Annotated in this window: 18 protein-coding genes; 9 read left to right on the forward strand and 9 right to left on the reverse strand. The window is 38.6% G+C overall.

All coding sequences use genetic code 11. The features are described from left to right. Window positions 1-377 precede the first annotated feature (377 nt). From tsaB to DWA31_RS13565, 3 genes are all read right to left on the reverse strand, one after another. Complete coding sequence (gene tsaB, locus DWA31_RS13555; RefSeq protein ID WP_114327112.1) at window positions 378-1,100, reverse strand: tRNA (adenosine(37)-N6)-threonylcarbamoyltransferase complex dimerization subunit type 1 TsaB; 723 nt, start codon at window positions 1,098-1,100, stop codon at window positions 378-380. Window positions 1,101-1,231: 131 nt separating this feature from the next. Beyond that, the gene (gene yoaA, locus DWA31_RS13560) at window positions 1,232-3,163 is read right to left on the reverse strand and encodes a DNA repair helicase YoaA (RefSeq protein WP_114327113.1); all 1,932 of its coding nucleotides are present in this window, start codon (window positions 3,161-3,163) and stop codon (window positions 1,232-1,234) included. Between the two features lie 71 nt (window positions 3,164-3,234). Next, window positions 3,235-3,519, reverse strand: coding sequence for a hypothetical protein (locus DWA31_RS13565; RefSeq protein WP_114327114.1), 285 nt, complete (start codon window positions 3,517-3,519; stop codon window positions 3,235-3,237). A gap of 540 nt (window positions 3,520-4,059) precedes the next feature. Between DWA31_RS13565 and hisG the strand changes: the two genes are divergently transcribed. From hisG to DWA31_RS13610, 9 genes are all read left to right on the forward strand, one after another. Beyond that, the gene (gene hisG / locus DWA31_RS13570; protein WP_114327115.1) at window positions 4,060-4,962 is read left to right on the forward strand and encodes an ATP phosphoribosyltransferase; all 903 of its coding nucleotides are present in this window, start codon (window positions 4,060-4,062) and stop codon (window positions 4,960-4,962) included. Window positions 4,963-5,116: 154 nt separating this feature from the next. Continuing rightward, window positions 5,117-6,421, forward strand: a complete 1,305-nt coding sequence (hisD, locus tag DWA31_RS13575; protein WP_114327116.1) for a histidinol dehydrogenase — start codon at window positions 5,117-5,119, stop codon at window positions 6,419-6,421. Window positions 6,422-6,423: 2 nt separating this feature from the next. After that, window positions 6,424-7,524 (forward strand): histidinol-phosphate transaminase, encoded by a 1,101-nt coding sequence (gene hisC / locus DWA31_RS13580; protein WP_114327117.1) that lies wholly within the window; start codon window positions 6,424-6,426, stop codon window positions 7,522-7,524. Then, the gene (gene hisB / locus DWA31_RS13585) at window positions 7,521-8,606 is read left to right on the forward strand and encodes a bifunctional histidinol-phosphatase/imidazoleglycerol-phosphate dehydratase HisB (RefSeq protein ID WP_114327118.1); all 1,086 of its coding nucleotides are present in this window, start codon (window positions 7,521-7,523) and stop codon (window positions 8,604-8,606) included. Before hisC ends, hisB begins: the two co-directional genes overlap by 4 nt. Beyond that, window positions 8,606-9,271, forward strand: a complete 666-nt coding sequence (hisH, locus tag DWA31_RS13590; RefSeq protein WP_114327119.1) for an imidazole glycerol phosphate synthase subunit HisH — start codon at window positions 8,606-8,608, stop codon at window positions 9,269-9,271. Before hisB ends, hisH begins: the two co-directional genes overlap by 1 nt. Further along, on the forward strand, window positions 9,268-10,005 hold the full coding sequence (gene hisA / locus DWA31_RS13595; protein ID WP_114327120.1) for a 1-(5-phosphoribosyl)-5-[(5-phosphoribosylamino)methylideneamino]imidazole-4-carboxamide isomerase: 738 nt from the start codon (window positions 9,268-9,270) through the stop codon (window positions 10,003-10,005). Before hisH ends, hisA begins: the two co-directional genes overlap by 4 nt. After that, window positions 9,987-10,763, forward strand: coding sequence for an imidazole glycerol phosphate synthase subunit HisF (gene hisF / locus DWA31_RS13600; protein WP_114327121.1), 777 nt, complete (start codon window positions 9,987-9,989; stop codon window positions 10,761-10,763). Before hisA ends, hisF begins: the two co-directional genes overlap by 19 nt. After that, window positions 10,757-11,377, forward strand: a complete 621-nt coding sequence (hisIE, locus tag DWA31_RS13605; protein WP_114327122.1) for a bifunctional phosphoribosyl-AMP cyclohydrolase/phosphoribosyl-ATP diphosphatase HisIE — start codon at window positions 10,757-10,759, stop codon at window positions 11,375-11,377. The genes hisF and hisIE overlap by 7 nt, the downstream gene beginning before the upstream one ends. Before the next feature lie 77 nt (window positions 11,378-11,454). Next, on the forward strand, window positions 11,455-11,922 hold the full coding sequence (locus tag DWA31_RS13610; protein WP_114327123.1) for a GNAT family N-acetyltransferase: 468 nt from the start codon (window positions 11,455-11,457) through the stop codon (window positions 11,920-11,922). 69 nt (window positions 11,923-11,991) lie between these two features. Here DWA31_RS13610 and adk read toward each other — a convergent pair whose 3' ends face one another. From adk to apt, 6 genes are all read right to left on the reverse strand, one after another. Continuing rightward, complete coding sequence (adk, locus tag DWA31_RS13615; protein ID WP_114327124.1) at window positions 11,992-12,636, reverse strand: adenylate kinase; 645 nt, start codon at window positions 12,634-12,636, stop codon at window positions 11,992-11,994. 225 nt (window positions 12,637-12,861) lie between these two features. After that, window positions 12,862-14,823 (reverse strand): molecular chaperone HtpG, encoded by a 1,962-nt coding sequence (gene htpG, locus DWA31_RS13620; protein ID WP_114327125.1) that lies wholly within the window; start codon window positions 14,821-14,823, stop codon window positions 12,862-12,864. A 200-nt stretch (window positions 14,824-15,023) separates the two neighbouring features. After that, window positions 15,024-15,629 carry a recombination mediator RecR gene (recR, locus tag DWA31_RS13625; RefSeq protein ID WP_114327126.1) on the reverse strand — a complete coding sequence of 202 codons (606 nt, stop codon included), beginning with the start codon at window positions 15,627-15,629 and terminating at the stop codon, window positions 15,024-15,026. Window positions 15,630-15,913: 284 nt separating this feature from the next. Further along, window positions 15,914-16,243 (reverse strand): YbaB/EbfC family nucleoid-associated protein, encoded by a 330-nt coding sequence (locus tag DWA31_RS13630; RefSeq protein WP_114327127.1) that lies wholly within the window; start codon window positions 16,241-16,243, stop codon window positions 15,914-15,916. Window positions 16,244-16,374: 131 nt separating this feature from the next. After that, the gene (gene dnaX, locus DWA31_RS13635; RefSeq protein ID WP_114327128.1) at window positions 16,375-18,504 is read right to left on the reverse strand and encodes a DNA polymerase III subunit gamma/tau; all 2,130 of its coding nucleotides are present in this window, start codon (window positions 18,502-18,504) and stop codon (window positions 16,375-16,377) included. A gap of 93 nt (window positions 18,505-18,597) precedes the next feature. Beyond that, on the reverse strand, window positions 18,598-19,149 hold the full coding sequence (apt, locus tag DWA31_RS13640; protein WP_168427347.1) for an adenine phosphoribosyltransferase: 552 nt from the start codon (window positions 19,147-19,149) through the stop codon (window positions 18,598-18,600). Window positions 19,150-19,213 lie beyond the last annotated feature (64 nt).

Here is a 19,213-nt window from a genome sequence, read left to right on the forward strand (position 1 = left end):
AAAATTTCAAGCAAATACAATTAAAAATCGTAGGGTACTGTCATTTCTAACTTTAGCCAAACAAGTAATAAAGCAATTCAAAAGGCGTATCACGCTGAACTATATAGAAAAAAGTTTAAAATACTTCGCTTTGAATTACCAAAAAGAGGCGTTCAACTAAAATGGGGATCCCTCAGCCCTACGGGTACGCCTGAGCAAATAATGATCGTCGTTGCTCCTTTTTTTAAGGACGCTACATGGATGGTGTTATTAGAGAATGCAAGAGCATATTCTCCTGAACAACCATTAATAAAAACAAGCGCCTTGATCATGAATTGCTCAGGAGTCCTGAAACAGAAATTTTGAAGTATCATGAGTATAAGTTTAATTTAACGTAACTATTCTCTTCCCGGCAATTTTTTCCATGAAACAGTATCACGTACATAAACAGGCTGTGCATTTTCAGCAGCAACACCCTTGCCTTGTTCAAGTGAAATAACACCAATGGCTAACATTGCCTCAGCACTTGGAAACAATACTTCTGGTGTACCAACATTACTTTTTAATGACGATAATTGTTCACTATAAGCATCCCAACCTGTACCAACACCATATTCAGCCTTGTTAACAATAATTGATAAATGCTGGGCTAATTGCTCTGGGGCTGTTACTGCTTCTGCACACTGTGGCTGCATAATGTTATGTTCATCAAGCATAAAATAGCCGTTGTATACTTCTCCCATGCGGGCATCAATGGCAGCAATAACACCGGATTTTTGCCCATTAATTTTCCCTTGCACCTTTCCTTGCATAAAAGCTAACTGCGCCATCGCTTGTAAACTTGATACGCCAAAAACAGGTAAGTTTGCAGAATAAGCCAACCCTTGCGCGACACCTACACCGATTCGCACACCAGTAAAACTGCCCGGTCCTCTACCGAAAATTAAACCATCGCATTGTGATAGCTTAATGCCAGCTTCTGTTAACACGTCATCAACCATAGGCAATAATTGCAAACTATGTGATTGTGGGCATAAATCATAACGGCTATAAAGCTTACCGTTAACTTGTAAAGCAACTGAGCAGGCTTCGGTTGAAGCATCAATGGCCAAATAATTCACTACTAATATTCCTTAAACACTATCGATTAACTATGTTTCAATTAAACTATTATATTAACTAAACTTTCAAAACAGACTTTAAAACACTGCCTTTATACTCTGAATTTATGTTTTACGTTTAGACTCTTCACTTAGACAATGCTCTCTAAGAACTTGGCGGCTTGTTCTAAATCACGGCTACGTTTCATCTGTGGCAAACTTTTTAAAAAGGTTTGTCCGTAAGGACGATTGACTAGTCGATTATCACAAATAACCAAAACACCACGGTCGCTAACATCACGAATAAGCCGACCAACACCTTGCTTAAGCGCGATAACGGCTTGCGGTAATTGTATTTGAGCAAACGCATCGCCCCCTTGTCTTCTAACATCTTCACAACGCGCTTGTAATAATGGATCATCAGGAGAGGCAAAAGGCAGTTTATCAATAATAACACAGGTGAGCTTATCACCTCTAACGTCAATGCCTTCCCAAAAACTCGCTGTGGCTAATAATACCGAATCGTCATTTTCAACAAATTTATCTAATAATACGCGTTTTCCCATTTGCCCCTGCACTAATAAGGGGTTATCAATGCTATCAGCTAAAACTTCTGCCACTTGGTGCATCACTCTATAGCTAGTAAACAACATAAAACAGGCACCTTTACTGGCAGCAATTAAGGGCTCTGCCAATTGCGCTAAATGCGCAGCACGATTTTTATCATTTGCTTCAGGTAAATAACGCGGTACAACAAGCTGAGATTGCTGTTGATAATCAAAGGGACTTTCTAACAGCAACTGACTTGCATCTTGTAAACCTAAATGCTGAGCGAAATGATCAAAACTGTTGTCAACGGCTAACGTTGCTGAAGTAAAAATCCAACCCGCGCCAGAGTCTTTCACATAGGCACTAAACTTATCAGCTACGCTTAACGGTGTTTGATGTAAAACCACATGACGGGGCGTAGTTTCATACCAAAAGCTCATGCCATTAATATCAACATTCACCATTACATCATATTGCGCTAACAAATATACAGCCCTATCAAAGCAGTTATCAATAGCCTCATTGCGCGAAATGCAAAGTTTAATAACTTGATATAGAAAATCTAAATCAACTTTTAAGCGTTGAAATTTTTGCACAAATTGTTGCTGTTGACACTTTTCACGCCAGTTGCCACGTTCAGGATCGTAATTAAATAACAAACGAAATTCTTGACAGGTTTTTTGCAATTTATCTGCTGCTAAACCTAATTGCTTTACATCCGTTAATTTACTTCGATAAACCTGCGCAACATCAGCACATAAATCAACTAATTGCTTGGTTGAGAATGCGTCACCAAAATAATCACTGGCAATGTCACCTATTTGATGGGCCTCATCAAAAATCATCACTTGTGCTTTAGGAATTAATTCACCAAAACCGGTATCTTTGAGCGCCATATCAGCAAAAAACAAATGATGATTGACAACAATTAAATCGGCATCAATGGCTTTTTGTCTTGCTCTAACTAAATAACATTGTTCAAAATCAGGACAATCTTTCGCTAAACAATTATCTAACGTGCTAGTAATAAAAGGAAAAACGCCAGAGTCTTCGGTTACATTAACCAATTCACCAATATCTCCCGATTGAGTACTATTAGCCCACGTTTTTACTTTCACTAAATCGGTTAATGTATTGGCATCAAGCTGACCGCGGTTATCTTGGTATTGCGCTAATCGATAACGGCATAAATAATTAGCTCGCCCTTTTAATAAAGCAATTTGAGCGTTACTTGCTAAAGATTTTTTAACCAGAGGAATATCTTTATGAAAAAGCTGTTCTTGTAGGTTTTTAGTTCCCGTTGAAATGATGATTTTTTTATCTTCATTCGAAGACTTAATACTAAGAAAAGCGGGAATTAAATAGGCAAACGTTTTTCCTGTTCCTGTGCCAGCCTCGACAATAAGTGAAGATTGCTTTTCAATCGCTTGTGCAACGCCCATTGCCATATCTGTTTGTGCTTGGCGAGGAGAAAAACCATCAATGGCTTTGGCTAGTGTGCCATTTTTGGAAAAAGCTTGGGCTACAGATGTCATGAATAGCGAGTAGAAATCAATTGAGAATTAAGAAAGGAGAATTATACTGCTTTACTATTAAACATAAAGCATTAAACATAAAGATCTAAATGTTTTACTTTCTCCTTAGAATCAGCTGATTTCTCATCAGTAGTTCCAGCTTGTTGCTCAGCAGGTTTTGGCTCTTGTTCATTTTCTTTATTCGCTTTATTATCACCTTGCTTTCCAGCAAAGTAATAATCATGGTTTTCAAGGTGATCAGGATCTTCTTTTAATTTACTCGTCCCTGCTTCTTTCAACAACGCTTTAACCTTCAAGTTTGCTGGCTTAATGGGTACTGGTACAACCCGAGTTAATTGTGTAGTAAAAATATCCATGATTGCTCACCATATAAATTTTACATCGTTATCTGCCTACTTTATCGACAAATAGAGTAAAAACTTTAAGTAAAAAAAAGAGTAATAACTCTAAGTACGTACCATATAAACATTAGTTATAAAAAACGGCTATTTATTTCTTGCAGCTGAATAACTTTATCAGTACTGTACACGCATAGAGAATATAAAACGTATCTCATTACACTATTGAGTTTAACACATTATGATTATTAACCTGATTATCAATCCAAGTAAGCGACATCATCACCATCATATGGACTAGTCCGTTCAGGTTTGCTTTATAGAAAATATAAAGAAAAATCACGATGGGCTGCAGCCTTTCGTGGAGTTAAACTAAATAACCAAATTTATAAACCCCCGAAAGAGCTTGAAACCTTTCGGGGGTTTTTCGTATTAAGTAAATTGAAAATGGCAACTATACCCGTTCCACTTGAATCATGCATATTTAAGTGGAGCGGGTATATATATTTTCAATAAGAAATTTTAGGCATTAAGAATTTAAATTAGGAAATAAACAAAATGACTACATCAGAGCCACGTTTACGCATTGCTATGCAGAAATCAGGACGCCTTAGCGACGACACTCAAAAGTTATTTAAGGGTTGCGGCCTAAAACTTAACGTTAGCGACCGTCGCTTACTTGCTCATGTTAAAAATATGCCTATTGATATAATGAGAGTACGTAGTAGCGATATTCCAGGTCTTATTATGGATGGTGTTTGTGATTTAGGCATTGTTGGTGATAATACGCTCGAAGAAGAAGAGTTATCACGTGCACTCATAGGCAGTAAAAACACTTATATTAAAACAACTCCGTTGAACTTTGGTGGCTGTCGTTTTTCAATCGCGATGCCTGAAGAATTCGAATACACAGGTTTACAGTGTTTAGACGGTTTACGGTTTGCAACTACCTACCCTCAGTTATTAAATCGCTTTGCTAAAGACAATGGCATTAACGTTGAGTTTTGTTTATTAAAAGGCTCTGTTGAAGTAGCACCAAGAGTTGGTTTAGCCGATGGCATTTGTGATTTAGTGTCTACCGGTGCAACGCTTGAAGCTAATGGTTTAAAAGAAGTTGCTGAAGTATTTCGCTCTAAAGCATCACTTATTCAACGCTCTGAGCCTTTAGGTGACGAAAAACAAGCTATTTTAAATACACTACTTCCTCGTATTAACGGTGTAATGAAGGCGAAAGAAAGCAAATACATTATGCTACATGCCCCTAAGGACAAAATTAGTGAAGTTAGCGCCTTAATGCCGGGTAAAGAAACGCCAACCATACTACCTCTTGCAGGCCGTGATGATTTAGTCGCAGTACATGTTGTGGCAACAGAAACCTTTTTCTGGGAAACCATGGAAAGTTTAAAGGCACTGGGTTGTAACTCAATCCTAGTCATGCCAATTGAAAAAATGATGGGCTAAATTCATTAATCTCTGGTTAGTTGGCTCAAGTTCAGCATCGAAAGTACTCATTGACTAACGTCAACTCCGTGCTTTCTCTTTGCTCTTGAACCAACTATCGGCGAGCTTAAAAGAATTACATTGAAAATTAAGTAGTAACGGTTTAGAGATAATTATGAATACTCAAATGATCAATTGGCAAGAAATATCTGAGCAGCAAAAAACTGATGCGCTTGCACGTCCGGCAATTGCCGATAATGCCTTGTTATCAACACAGGTCGCTAACATTTTATCGCAAGTCAAAAAACAGGGTGATAAAAGTCTTTTTGCATTAACCGAACAGTTTGACGGTATCGCCTTAACCACATTAGCAGTCACTGCTGAGCAAGTTAAACAAGCAAAACTAGCGCTAACTGATAAACGTTTAAAAGCCATCAATACGGCTTATACCCATATAAAAAGCTTTCACAGTGCACAGACGCCTGAAGATATTTTTGTTGAAACTTGCCCCGGTGTCCGTTGTACCTTAAAAACAGAAGCCATTGAAAGTGTTGGTTTGTATATCCCTGCAGGCTCAGCGCCCTTACCTTCAACGGTACTCATGTTAGGTGTTCCTGCACAATTAACCGGTTGTAAGCGCACTGTACTCGTTTGCCCACCAGATAAAAATGGTCAGTTAGCCAATGAAGTATTAGTCGCTGCAGAGCTTTGTGGTATCACTGAAATTTATACCATCGGCGGTGCACAAGCTATTGCCGCTTTAGCTTACGGCACAAAAAGTATTCCTGCTGTCAATAAAGTGTTTGGCCCGGGTAATCGTTATGTTACTGAAGCTAAAAAACAACTTTCTCAACAAGTAGCCGGCTTTGCTATTGATATGCCCGCGGGCCCATCAGAAGTATTAGTACTTGCAGATAAAGATGCCAACCCTGCTTTTATCGCCGCTGATTTACTTTCACAAGCTGAACATGGCGCTGATAGCCAAGTTATTTTATTAACCGATAGCGCGCGTTTAATCGACGATGTTAATATTGAACTTAACAAGCAAGTAGCCGTTCTATCAAGACGTGAAATAGCAGAGCAAGCACTAAAACAGTCGCGTTTAATTTTAACGAAAGATTTATCGCAAGCCGTCGAAGTATCTAATCGTTATGGCCCTGAACACTTAATTGTTCAAACTGAAAACCCGCAAGCATTGTTAACTGATTTACGTAATGCTGGTTCTATTTTTGTTGGTGCTTACACCCCAGAATCAGCAGGTGATTATGCCAGTGGCACTAATCACGTATTGCCTACCTATGGTTATTCAAAAGTGATCAGTAGCTTATCTTTAGCAGACTTTTCTCGCCGTTATACCGTGCAAGAAATCAGTAAAACTGGCTTAACTAACTTAGCCGAATGCATTATTGAATTAACCGATGCTGAAGGTTTAGATGCGCATCAACGTGCGGTAACTATTCGTTTAGAGGAAAAAGCATAACCATGAGCTCCGCATTAACGTTAATAGAAAAATTAGCCCGTGAAGAATTGGTTGATATGGTGCCTTACCAATCGGCACGTCGGTTGTTTGCTAGTGGTGATGCTGAACAAACAAAAAGTAAAGTATGGCTAAACGCCAATGAAGCACCCGGCACAGGCGATTATCAAATAAGCAGTGAAAACATCAATCGTTATCCTGACTTTCAACCTGACAACTTACTAAATGCTTATAGCGAGTATTGCGGCCTTCAGCGCTCGCAAATATTAGCCACGCGTGGCGCTGATGAAGGTATAGAGCTGATCATTCGCAGTTTCTGTCGTGCTTATCAAGACAGTATATTAATTTGCCCACCAACTTATGGTATGTATGCCATAAGTGCTGAAAATCACGGCGCTGGTGTTGTTAAAGTTCCTTTACAAAACTCTTCTCAAGGGATGCAACTAAACCTTGATGGTTTAACCTCACAAGTGGGCAAAGTAAAAGTTGTTTTTTTATGCTCACCGGGCAACCCTACTGGCAACTTATTATCGAAAGAAGCAATTATCGCTGCTATCGAATTGTTTAAAGACAGCGCCATAGTGGTTGTTGATGAAGCTTATATTGAGTTTTCACCAGAGCAAACTAGCACTGATTTAATAGCCGAATACGACAATGTAATTGTGCTGAGAACCTTATCTAAAGCGTTTGCTTTAGCAGGTTTACGCTGTGGCTTTACCTTAGCCAGTAAAGAAATAATTACCTTACTCAGTAAAGTTATTGCTCCTTACCCTATTTCAGCGCCCGTCGCAGAAATTGCTAGTAAAGCATTAAGTACAGATTTAGCAGTAATGGCTGAACGAGTGCAAAGCTGTAATAACATTAAAGCGACATTATCAAAATGGTTAAGTGACAGAAGCTGGTGTAATGAAGTATTTGCCAGCGATGCCAACTTTATTTTATTTCGTTGTACTAACCAACAAGAAAAAGAACGTGTTTTTAATACCTTAGTAGAAAAAGACATTTTGATCCGCGATCAATCTAAACAAATGCAACTAGAGCATTGTTTACGCATCAGTATCGGTAGCGAACAAGAAATCACCCAACTTAAAGAAGTATTATCATGAGTAACAAACAACAAAAAATATTATTTATCGACCGCGATGGTACCTTAGTTGAAGAGCCTATTATTGATAAGCAATTAGACACCTTAGAAAAACTGGTATTTGAACCTAACGTTATTCCTGAGCTAATAAAGTTACAAGCTAAAGGCTTTAAGTTAGTGATGGTTTCAAACCAAGATGGTTTAGGCACAAAAAGCTTCCCTCAAGCCGATTTTGACTTACCTCATAATCAAATGATGGCGATATTTTCCTCACAAGGCATCACCTTTCAAGACGTATTATTGTGCCCTCACTTTGATGAAGACAACTGCAATTGCCGTAAACCAAAATTAGGTATGGTTAGTGACTATCTACAAAAAGGCTTAGTTGATTTCACCAACTCTTACGTTATCGGTGATAGAGAAACTGATATGGGTTTAGCAGCTAATATGGGCATCGTTGGTATTAAATATAACAGAGATACTTTAAATTGGGCACAAGTTAGCGAGCAAATACTTGGATCTGCTGAACAGGATAGAACTGCAACTGTCACTCGTACTACTAAAGAAACCGACATTACCATTTCGGTAAATTTAGACAAAAAGGGCGGCAGTAACATAGACACTGGTTTAGGCTTTTTTGATCATATGTTAGATCAAATATCTACCCACGGCGGCTTTAACTTACAATGTAGTGTCAGTGGTGACTATCACATTGACGAACATCATAGTGTTGAAGATACCGCCCTTGCATTAGGCCAAGCATTAAGAGAAGCGTTGGGTGATAAACGGGGTATTGGCCGTTTTGGTTTCGTACTACCGATGGATGAGTGTCGCGCAGAATGTGCTATTGATTTATCTGGTCGTCCTTGGCTTGAATTTGATGCAAAATTTACCAGTGAAAATGTTGGTACCATGTCAACTCAAATGGTCTCGCATTTTTTCCGTTCACTTGCCGACGCAATGTTAATTACCTTACATTTATCAACCAGTAAAGGTAACTGTCATCACCAAGTAGAAAGCCTATTTAAAGTATTTGGTCGCGCTTTAGGTCAAGCCATCAAAGTAGATGGTGATGAATTACCTAGCTCGAAAGGAACACTGTAATGGCAGAAACAGTACAAAGTAGCGATAAAGGTAGCGATGGAAGTAAAAACGTTATTGTTGATACTGGCTGCGCGAATTTATCTTCAGTTAAATTTGCCATAGAGCGTCTTGGCTTTAACGTAAGCGTTACCGACGATATTGAGCTAATAAAACGTGCGGATAAAGTCATTTTTCCCGGTGTTGGTAGCGCTAAGCACGCCATGGAAAACATTACTAACAAAGGTTTAATTGAAACCTTACAAACCTTGACTCAACCAGTTTTAGGCTTTTGCTTAGGTATGCAGTTAATGACCGAGTCTTCTAAAGAAGGCGCTAACGAAAGTGTAATAGAGTGCTTAGGCGTTATCCCAACATTAGTTGAACCTCTTGATGCCAAAGGTAACCGTCTACCTCACATGGGTTGGAATACACTAACCAATGTTGCTAATCACCCTGTATTAGCAGGCATTAACGTCGACGATTACTTTTATTTCGTGCATAGCTTTGCTGCACCTATTAGTGAATACACCATTGCCAGTTGCGAATACGGTAGTGAATTTTCAGCAATCATTGCCAAAGATAACTTTATTGGTTGTCAGTTTCATCCTGAGCGCTCAAGCGCTTTAGGCAGTAAAATAATTCAAAATTTTCTAGAGTTAAACTCTCAGGAGCTAAAAACAGCATGATGATTCCAGCAATAGATTTGATTGGTGGCGAAGTAGTTCGTTTGTATCAAGGCGATTACAATCAAAAAACTAACTACAAAACCACAGTACAAGAACGCCAACAAGCGTACGCTGCTTCTGGCGCGACTGTTATGCACTTTGTTGATTTAGACGGTGCTAAAGACAGCACTAAACGTCAACTTTCAACCTTAAAAACTGTCGTTAATCATGAGACCATGATCACGCAAGTCGGCGGTGGTATTCGCTGTGAAGAAGATGTTAAACAATTACTCGACTTAGGTACAACGCGTGTGGTTATTGGCTCTCTGGCTATTAAGCAGCCAGAGCTAGTCTTAGAATGGCTAAAAACCTATGGCGGTGAAAAAATAGTTCTCGCGCTTGATATTAAAATTGATGAGCAAGGTAATAAAACACTGCCAACCCATGGTTGGATTGAAGATAGCGGCGTAAATTTAGAAGATTTACTTGATGCTTATATCGACGCAGGTATCAAACATATTCTTTGTACTGATATTTCAAAAGACGGCACATTAAGTGGGTCAAACGTAGATTTGTATATTGAGCTTTGTCAAAAATATCCAAGTATTCAATGGCAAGCCTCTGGCGGCATTGGCAGCCTTGATGATATTAAAGCGTTAATTGGCTCAGGTGTTAGTGGCGTTATTTTAGGCCGTTCGCTACTCGAAGGTAAATTTACGCTTGAGGAGGCTATTGCATGTTGGCCCGCAGAATAATACCTTGCTTAGATGTTCGTGATGGTAAAGTAGTTAAAGGTGTTCAGTTTAGAAACCATGAAATTATTGGTGACATTGTTCCTTTAGCTCAAAAGTATGCTGAAGCAGGCGCTGACGAATTAGTTTTTTATGATATTACCGCTAGTGCTGATGGCCGCGTAGTAGATAAAAGCTGGGTTAGTCGTATCGCCGAAGTTATTGATATTCCTTTTTGTGTTGCTGGTGGCATTAAAAGTGAAAGTGACGCCAAAGAAATTTTAATGATGGGCGCTGATAAAATTAGTATCAATTCCCCTGCTCTGCGCGATCCAACGCTAATATCACGCCTTGCTGATCATTTTGGTCAACAGTGTGTAGTTGTTGGCATCGACAGTTTTTATGATAAAGACACGGGTACATATCAAGTTTATCAATTTACCGGTGATGAGAAACGCACAAAAAAAACCAGTTGGACAACTTTTGATTGGATAGAAAAAGTAGTTAGTTTAGGCGCAGGTGAAATTGTCCTTAACTGCATGAACCAAGATGGTGTTCGTCAAGGTTACGATATTGAACAACTTAAACAAGCAAGAGCTGCATGTAATGTCCCTTTAATCGCTTCTGGTGGCGCGGGTACTATGGAGCATTTTAGCGATGTTTACCAACAAGCTGATGTTGATGGCGCACTTGCCGCATCAGTTTTTCATAAAGGCATAATCCCGATAAGCGAATTAAAAGCTTATTTGAAATCACAAAATATTGAGGTAAGACCATGTTAGTAACCACTGAAAACATCAATGAATTAGCATGGCAAAAAATGGATAACCTTATTCCTGCTATTATTCAACATGCAGCTACTGGCGCAGTACTCATGCAAGGTTATATGAGCCAAGAATCTTTAGCTGCCACGTTGGATACAGGTAAAGCAACTTTTTTTAGTCGCTCAAAACAAGCTTTATGGGTAAAAGGTGAAACCTCAGGTAACTTCCTAAATGTTCAGCAAGTGCTCAGTGATTGCGATCAAGACAGCTTATTAATTGCTTGCACACCTATCGGCCCTAGCTGTCACTTAGGTACAGAGTCTTGTTTTCCTGAACAGAAACTAACGCAGCAGAACTTTTTAAGCCAACTTGAGCAAGTCATTGCGAGTAAAAAAGATGATGACCCGAAAGAAAGCTACACTGCACATTTATTCTCACGCGGCACCACAAAAATGGCGCAAAAAGTAGGTGAAGAAGGCGTAGAAGTTGCGCTTGCTGCCGTAGCAGAAACTAAAGAAGACTTATTAGGTGAGTGTGCTGATTTGTTTTATCACACGCTAGTATTACTTGCCGATCAAAAAATTGACTTATCAGAAGTCATGGCGGTATTACAGCAACGCCATAAAAAATAGTTTTACATGCTTATATACCCAAACCACTTCAAGTGGAACGGGTATATATCAATAAAAAATATAACTCAGTGGTAAACATGACTCAGTGGAAAATAAAAAAGTTTGACGAATTATCATTACACCAGCTTTACGATGCATTAAAACTACGTATTGATGTTTTTGTTGTTGAACAACGTTGTTATTACCCAGATTTAGACAGCGAACAAAATCAATTAGACAGACATAAAGAAACACTGCACCTACTTGGCTATCAAGGCGATACTCTAGTGGCATATTTACGTATTTTACCTTCGGGTCAGAGTTATGATAACTATATTAGCATTGGCCGCGTAGCCACTGCTAAGCAAGCTAGAGGAACGGGCTTAGGGCATGAGTTAATGTCAGAAGGGTTGAAGGTGTGTCAGCAGCACTTTGCTAAGCAAAATATTAAAGTTTCAGCACAAGAACATCTCAAAGAATTTTACCAACAGCATAATTTTGAACAAGTATCAGAAATGTATCTAGAGGATGATATTCCACACGTTGCAATGGTTAACAAGCGCTAATAAACGCTCTAAAACAAAAAACTCGCTGAAGCGAGTTTTATTTAGTTAACTAAGCAAGTTACAAATGAACTAGCCAAGTTGTTTTGTTAATATATCATTCACTGCTTCAACTGCTTGGGTACCGTCAACCGTTAAATATTGACAGTTACCTGATTTAGCTTCAGCTTGATAAAAATCTACCAAAGGTTTAGTTTGTTCATGATAAATACCTAAACGCTTACGTACCGTTGCTGGTTCATCATCAGGGCGAATTGCTAAGTCATCACCAGTAACATCATCTTTGCCTTCAACTTTAGGCGGATTGTATACTAGGTGATAAGTACGACCAGAGCCAGAGTGAACTCTACGCCCAGCCATACGATCAACAATTACTTCATCAGGCACATCAAATTCAAGTACATGATCAATTTCTATACCATTTTCTTTCATGGCATCAGCTTGTGGAATAGTACGTGGAAAACCATCAAGTAAAAATCCTGGTTTACAATCATCTTGCTTGACGCGTTCTTTTACCAAACCGATGATTAGATCATCTGACACTAATTGACCAGCATCCATCACGGCTTTAGCTTTTTTACCCATTTCACTACCCGCTTTAATTGCTGCACGCAACATATCACCAGTAGAGATTTGAGGAATACCAAATTTTTCCATTAAAAACTGTGCTTGTGTGCCTTTACCAGCACCAGGTGCACCAAGAAGTACTATACGCATATAAACTAACCTTAATATGTTAACGTTTAAAATAAGTAAAAATAAGTAAAAATAATTACAGTAAGATGATATCGGTTATCTCTTTAAAGAATATATTGATCACACTAATGTAATAATTCTTATGCATTTTATTTCTAGCGGATGACACTATACAAAATAGGAGCACTCTTTAATAGTAAAGCGCCCCTTTTTCCGACTAAAGTCTAGTTATTCCTAGACTTAAAGTTACTTAGTTAGACTCAACATAAGTTTATTCAAACGACCAACAAAACTTGCCGGATCTTTTAAACTACCACGCTCTGCTAACATAGCTTGCTCAAATAACACTTCAACCCATTGGCTAAATTTATCATCGTCTTGCTCATCAGCAACATGTTTAACTAAATCATGTTCACCATTAATTTCAAAGATTGGTAACGTCTCTGGTACTTCTTGACCCACTGACGCCATCAACTTAGCCATTTGACTACTCATATCATCTTCATCGGCAACGATACAAGCAGGTGAGTCAGTTAAACGTTGTGATAATTTAACATCCTTCACTTTACCTTTTAGTGCTTCTTTAATACGAGTAACAACGCTATCAAATTCTTTTTCTAATTTTTCTTGTGCTTCTTTAGTTTCGGCATCATCCATATCACCTAAATCTAAACCACCGCGCGTAACGGATTGTAGTTGTTTACCATCAAATTCAGTTAAGTGACTAACTAACCATTCATCAATACGGTCAGACATTAATAACACTTCAATGCCTTTTTTGCGGAACACTTCTAAATGAGGACTATTTTTAGCCGCTTCAAAGCTGTCAGCAACCACATAATAAACTTTGTCTTGACCTTCTTTCATGCGCTCAATATAAGAGGCAAGAGAAACATTTTGCACTGCACTGTTTTCGTTCGTTGAAGCAAAGCGTAATAAACCAGCAACTAGCTCTTTATTTGCCATGTCTTCAGCAGGGCCTTCTTTTAAGACTTGACCAAATTCATCCCAAAACCCTTGGTATTTTTCAGCATCTTTTTTGCCTAATTTTTCAAGCATTTTCAAAACACGCTTAGTACAACCTTTACGAATAGCTTGTGTTACTTTGTTGTCTTGTAAAATTTCACGCGAAACATTTAACGGTAAATCATTTGAATCAAGTAAACCTTTAACAAATCTCAGGTAAGTTGGCATAAACTGTTCAGCGTCATCCATGATGAATACACGTTGTACGTATAACTTTAAGCCATGTTGCTTTTCACGGTTATGCATATCAAACGGTGCTTTTGATGGCAAATATAACAGTGAAGTATATTCAGTTTTACCTTCTACTTTGTTGTGTTCCCATAATAATGGGTCGCCAAAGTCATGTGATACATGTTTGTAAAATTCTTTGTACTCTTCGTCACTAATATCACTTTTTTCACGGGTCCATAAAGCCGTTGCTTTATTAATCGCTTCCCATTTAGCAGGAACAGCATCTCGCCCTTCAATGCCGTGAGTAGTGACCTTGTCTTCATCATCTTTTACTTCAGCTACCGCTTCAACTGCAGGTACCTCTGGCGTTAGCATTTCTACAGACACTGAAATATGATCTGAATACTTAGTCACAATAGATTTTAAGCGCCAATCATCAGCAAATTCACTTTCATCATCTTTTAAATGAAGAATAATGTCGGTACCGCGGTTAGATTTTTCAATGGCAGCCGTAGTAAAGTCACCTTCACCTGCACTCACCCATTCAGTACCTTCTGAAGCGCTAGCACCTGCTTTACGCGTACGAACAGTTACTTTATCAGCGACGATAAAGGCCGAATAGAAACCAACACCAAATTGACCAATAAGTTGAGAATCATTGGCTTGATCACCCGAAAGTTGCGAAAAGAATTCAGCTGTACCTGATTTAGCAATGGTACCAAGATGTTCAATCACTTCATCAAGGTTCATACCAATACCATTATCAGAAATAGTAAGGGTATTATTTTCTTTATCACAACTTACACGAACACGTAATTCACCATCACCTTCATATAAATCAGCATTTGATAAGGCTTTAAAGCGCAATTTATCAGAAGCATCGGCTGCATTAGAAACTAACTCACGTAAAAAAATCTCTTTATTAGAATAAAGAGAGTGGATCATTAGTTGAAGAATTTTTGCATTATCTGATGCAAACGCATGATTTACTGGTTTATTTTCGACTGTCATGTAAGTGGATCCTGTTTAATTTTACAATTTGGTAAATGATTGGGTAAATAACTCGGTAAATAACCCGATGGTTTAGCTCGGCTTAAATCAGGTTAATTCTCTGCTACATGATCTGAGGATTGTTTATTTTTTTTCAAGGGAGCAAGAAAGAAAAATAACTCGTATTACATTACGAGTTATGGGCATTAGGTGATTTTACTTTAAAGATCGTAACTTTTTCGTCCAGATAAAGCATGGGATAAGGTATTACCATCAACATATTCAAGCTCACCACCCACGGGGACACCGTGCGCAATGCGAGAAATATTTACTTGATATTGCTGTGCTAACTCCGCAATAAAGTGCGCAGTAGCTTCACCTTCAACGGTTGGATTAGTTGCTAAAATCACTTCTTCAAATTGCCCACTAGCAAATTGCTTAGCAAGTATATCAAGCCCTAAATCATCTGGCCCTATGCCATCAATGGGGGATAGATGCCCCATTAATACAAAATACTTACCATTAAACTCACCCGTTTGCTCAATGGCTATAACATCACCGGGGCTTTCTACAATACACAAAATGCTCGCTAATTTACGCTTAGGGCTTTGACAAATTTCGCATAAATTTTCTTCAGTAAAATTTCGGCATGACTGACAATGACCAATATCAGTCATCGCTCTTGCTAGGGTATTGGCCAGTTTACTACCGCCACGGCGATTACGCTCCAGTAATTGAAACGCCATGCGCTGAGCTGATTTTGCGCCAACACCGGGCAAGCATTTTAACGAATCGATAAGTTCTTGTACTAATGGGCTAAATTTCATATAAGTATTATATACCCGTAATCATTCAAAATGCGAGTTTCAGGATGCCTGAGCGGATCATGATCAAGGCGCATCTTTTTATTAATGGTTGTTCCATTAAAAACAGATGTAACGATGCGCATGTTTTGCTCAGGCATCCCCGTAGGGCTAATTTAGAAACGTTTTATGCTGCGTTATTGATTTTGATAAGGGAGTAACCATTCTCTTCAATCAATGCCTTGCCTAAAGACGTTTCTAATTCCAGCTGAATCCTGCATTTTGAATGGTCACGGGTATATCTCCGCCTAGAAAGGCATTTTCATGCCTGGCGGTAATTGCATACCACCAGTAAGTGCGCCCATTTTATCTTTGTTTTGTTCTTCTACACGACGAACCGCATCGTTTACCGCAGCTGCAAGTAAGTCTTCGATCATATCTTTATCGTCTTCCATTAAGCTGTCATCTAGCTCAACTTTACGAACACTATGGCTACCAGTCATCGTTACTTTAACCATGCCTGCGCCGGCTTCACCCACCACTTCCATTTTAGCTAACTCTTCTTGAGCTTTAGCCATTTTGGCTTGCATTTGTTGGGCTTGCTTCATTAAGTTGCCCATGCCACCTTTCATCATAATTATTCTCCGGTAAAATGTATTTTTAAAATAGGTTAATAAGATCTGTTATTGGCATTATACCAAGATGGTTAAACAACAAAACAAAAAGTTAGCAATGAAATTAATAATACCAACAGCGATAGCTAAGCTAACTAGAGTGCTGAAATACTGTCTTCATCCAAACTTGCTTGAAAATCATGTTGCAGTGCTAGCACTATGTCATCTTTTTCCAATAATTCTTTGGCGTAATCGTAACGTTTATCATTAATATGTGATTGAATTTGATAGGGATCGGCTACCGTTTCTTCAACCGTTTTAATCGTTACAGTAACTTCACGAGATAAAAACTGACTAATGTTTTGCTGTAATTGCTGTTGTGCTGTATCAGTAACTAAATGCTTTGTTGCTTGATTTAAACATAAGATCAAATGCTCTTCTGTTGATTCTTTATCAATAGTGGCATGAATCGCCAATTGCCTTAATCGTGCGGTAAGCTCCATAGAGTCAATCATATGTGCCCACTTATCTACCTGATTAGCCTTACGAATGGTTGCAGGGTTAATATTTTCAGCTTGATAGGGTTGCTCAGGTTTAGAGAGTTCTACTTTTTTTTCTGTAACGTCAATTGTATTCTTCGCTACAGCTTCAACACTTTTGGCATTAGCTTGATTAGTATTAGACTGACGCGCAATGGCGTCACCGGGCTTTTTTTCTTGTTGCTCCAACTGTTTTTTACGGCTACGCAGCATGTTTCGCGTGGCAAGTACGGCACTTAACGGGCTATCAAATTCTGTCGTTTTCGATTTATTTTGTGATTGTTGTACTTGCTCTGTAACTTCTTTTTGTTCTTGTACTAGATCTACTTCGTGGGCTATGGCTGACTCTTGCACAGGCGCTTGCTTTGGTGATAATTCAAGTTCTGGCTCAGTAAATTCGTCTGATGTAATTTCTGGTTTAACACTTACGTCTTGCATCTCCACGGCTTGTTGCTCAATTGCAGCCATTTCTTGTGCTAGTTGCTGTTCTTTTTCTTGAACGGGTGTTGGCTCTGATGCTGGTGTTGATAGTTCAGTGTTTGTCTCTGACAATTGTGCTGCTGGTGCCTGTGTTTTGGGTAGTGTGAATGAATTATCGTCAAAATTGTACGTTTCGCGCGGTGCAAGTGAATTTGTATCTACTGCAGGTAACTGCTCTTTCTGCATCGGTTTAAAGGCGAACATACGCAATAATGTCATATCAAATGCGGCCTGCTCATCAGATGCATAAGATAAATCTTTACGGCCGTTAACACAGATTTGATAATAAAGCTGTACGTCTTCTGGCGACATGGCTTGGCTGAACTTTTTCAATAATTGAGCATGTTCAGGCGATAAATCAAAATGTTGGTCAACAATTTGTAAAATAGCAATTTGATGAAACAACTGAATTAATTCAGCAAATAAACGGCTATAACTCGGTGCACAACTGGCTATTTTTTGAGTTAACGCCATTAAACTTTTACCATCTTGTTTTAATAGATCGATAACAATTTTATAAATCCAATTTTGATCTAAACCACCGAGCATTTGTTGAATATTGGCTAAAGTAATATTCCCCCGCCCTTGCGCTATCGCTTGATCGGTTAAACTTAACGAATCTCGCATACTACCGCGTGCAGCTTTAGCAAGTAGCGTTAAGGTGCCCTTTTCATGATTAACGTCTTCTTTCACTAAAATTTCGGTGAGTTTTGTTTCAATTTGACTAACTGTTAATGCTTTTAAGTGAAATTGTAAACAACGTGACAATACAGTAACAGGTAGTTTTTGTGGATCTGTTGTCGCTAAAATAAATTTTACGTGCTCAGGCGGCTCTTCAAGTGTTTTTAACAAGGCATTAAAACTATGGCGCGAAAGCATATGAACTTCATCAATAAGATACACTTTGTAGCGACCACGGGTTGGCGCATATTGCACATTATCAAGAATTTCCCGTGTATCATCGACCTTAGTTTTAGAGGCAGCATCAATTTCAAGTAAGTCAACAAAGCGACCTTGATCAATTTCTAAACAAGTATCACAGATACCACAAGGTGTCGCGGTAATACCTGTTTCACAATTTAAGCTTTTAGCAAAAATTCTAGCGATTGTCGTTTTACCAACACCACGCGTGCCAGTAAATAAATAGGCATGATGTAGTCGCTCTTGAGCGAGGGCGTTAACAAGTACAGTAACGACATGCTCTTGTCCCATCAGCTCTTCAAATTTTTTAGGTCGCCATTTTCTCGCTAATACTTGATAACTCATACTTGATAGCTCATATTATTTAATACTCTTTACTCTCAACTCATTGTTTATCAATAGCTATTATTTTACATCAACTGATAACTGCTTTATTGATTATTCACCATCATATTGTACAAGTGAATAAGATATTAACCCCATTGCTGCTAAGCGCTTCTCGCCGCCTAAATCGGGTAACGAAATAACAAAACCAACGTCTTTCACTTGTGCGCCAACACGTTGAATTAATTTTGCTGTTGCTTCAATAGTGCCACCCGTTGCAAGTAAATCATCAATGATCAACACTTTGTCATCGGCGGTCAATGCATCTTTATGGATCTCTAAAACATCTTCACCATACTCTAATTGATATGCTTGAGCATAAGTATCGCGAGGTAATTTTCCAGGTTTACGCACTGGAACAAAGCCTATTCCTAGCGCAAGTGCCAAAGGTGCACCAAATATAAAGCCACGAGCTTCAGTACCAACAACTTTAGTGAAACCTTGATTTTTATATTTCTCGGTTAGTAAAGTTAACGTTAAAGCAAAAGCCTCTGCATCTTCTAACAGACTCGTTACATCACGAAATAAGATCCCTTGAATAGGATAGTCAGGAATAGTTTTAATAGCCCTTTGTAGTTGTGCCAATTGCTGTGTATTCATTTTTATTCTTATACCAATTTAATAATGCCTAATATAGTGGTAAAGAATAAAGCAATTTACTGAAAATTTA

Origin of the sequence: Candidatus Colwellia aromaticivorans, assembly GCF_003333305.1 — a bacterium.
In the GTDB taxonomy this organism is placed as follows: Bacteria; Pseudomonadota; Gammaproteobacteria; order Enterobacterales; family Alteromonadaceae; genus Colwellia; species Colwellia aromaticivorans.

Excerpts from the sequence above, each read along its gene's own strand:
- htpG (WP_114327125.1), bottom strand. The coding sequence starts at position 14,823 with ATGACAGTCGAAAATAAACCAGTAAATCATGCGTTTGCATCAGATAAT.
- hisF (WP_114327121.1), top strand. The coding sequence starts at position 9,987 with ATGTTGGCCCGCAGAATAATACCTTGCTTAGATGTTCGTGATGGTAAA.
- hisH (WP_114327119.1), top strand. The coding sequence starts at position 8,606 with ATGGCAGAAACAGTACAAAGTAGCGATAAAGGTAGCGATGGAAGTAAA.
- hisIE (WP_114327122.1), top strand. The coding sequence starts at position 10,757 with ATGTTAGTAACCACTGAAAACATCAATGAATTAGCATGGCAAAAAATG.
- adk (WP_114327124.1), bottom strand. The coding sequence starts at position 12,636 with ATGCGTATAGTACTTCTTGGTGCACCTGGTGCTGGTAAAGGCACACAA.
- DWA31_RS13565 (WP_114327114.1), bottom strand. The coding sequence starts at position 3,519 with ATGGATATTTTTACTACACAATTAACTCGGGTTGTACCAGTACCCATT.
- DWA31_RS13610 (WP_114327123.1), top strand. The coding sequence starts at position 11,455 with ATGACTCAGTGGAAAATAAAAAAGTTTGACGAATTATCATTACACCAG.
- dnaX (WP_114327128.1), bottom strand. The coding sequence starts at position 18,504 with ATGAGTTATCAAGTATTAGCGAGAAAATGGCGACCTAAAAAATTTGAA.
- hisD (WP_114327116.1), top strand. The coding sequence starts at position 5,117 with ATGAATACTCAAATGATCAATTGGCAAGAAATATCTGAGCAGCAAAAA.
- recR (WP_114327126.1), bottom strand. The coding sequence starts at position 15,629 with ATGAAATTTAGCCCATTAGTACAAGAACTTATCGATTCGTTAAAATGC.
- hisB (WP_114327118.1), top strand. The coding sequence starts at position 7,521 with ATGAGTAACAAACAACAAAAAATATTATTTATCGACCGCGATGGTACC.
- hisC (WP_114327117.1), top strand. The coding sequence starts at position 6,424 with ATGAGCTCCGCATTAACGTTAATAGAAAAATTAGCCCGTGAAGAATTG.
- hisG (WP_114327115.1), top strand. The coding sequence starts at position 4,060 with ATGACTACATCAGAGCCACGTTTACGCATTGCTATGCAGAAATCAGGA.
- yoaA (WP_114327113.1), bottom strand. The coding sequence starts at position 3,163 with ATGACATCTGTAGCCCAAGCTTTTTCCAAAAATGGCACACTAGCCAAA.
- hisA (WP_114327120.1), top strand. The coding sequence starts at position 9,268 with ATGATGATTCCAGCAATAGATTTGATTGGTGGCGAAGTAGTTCGTTTG.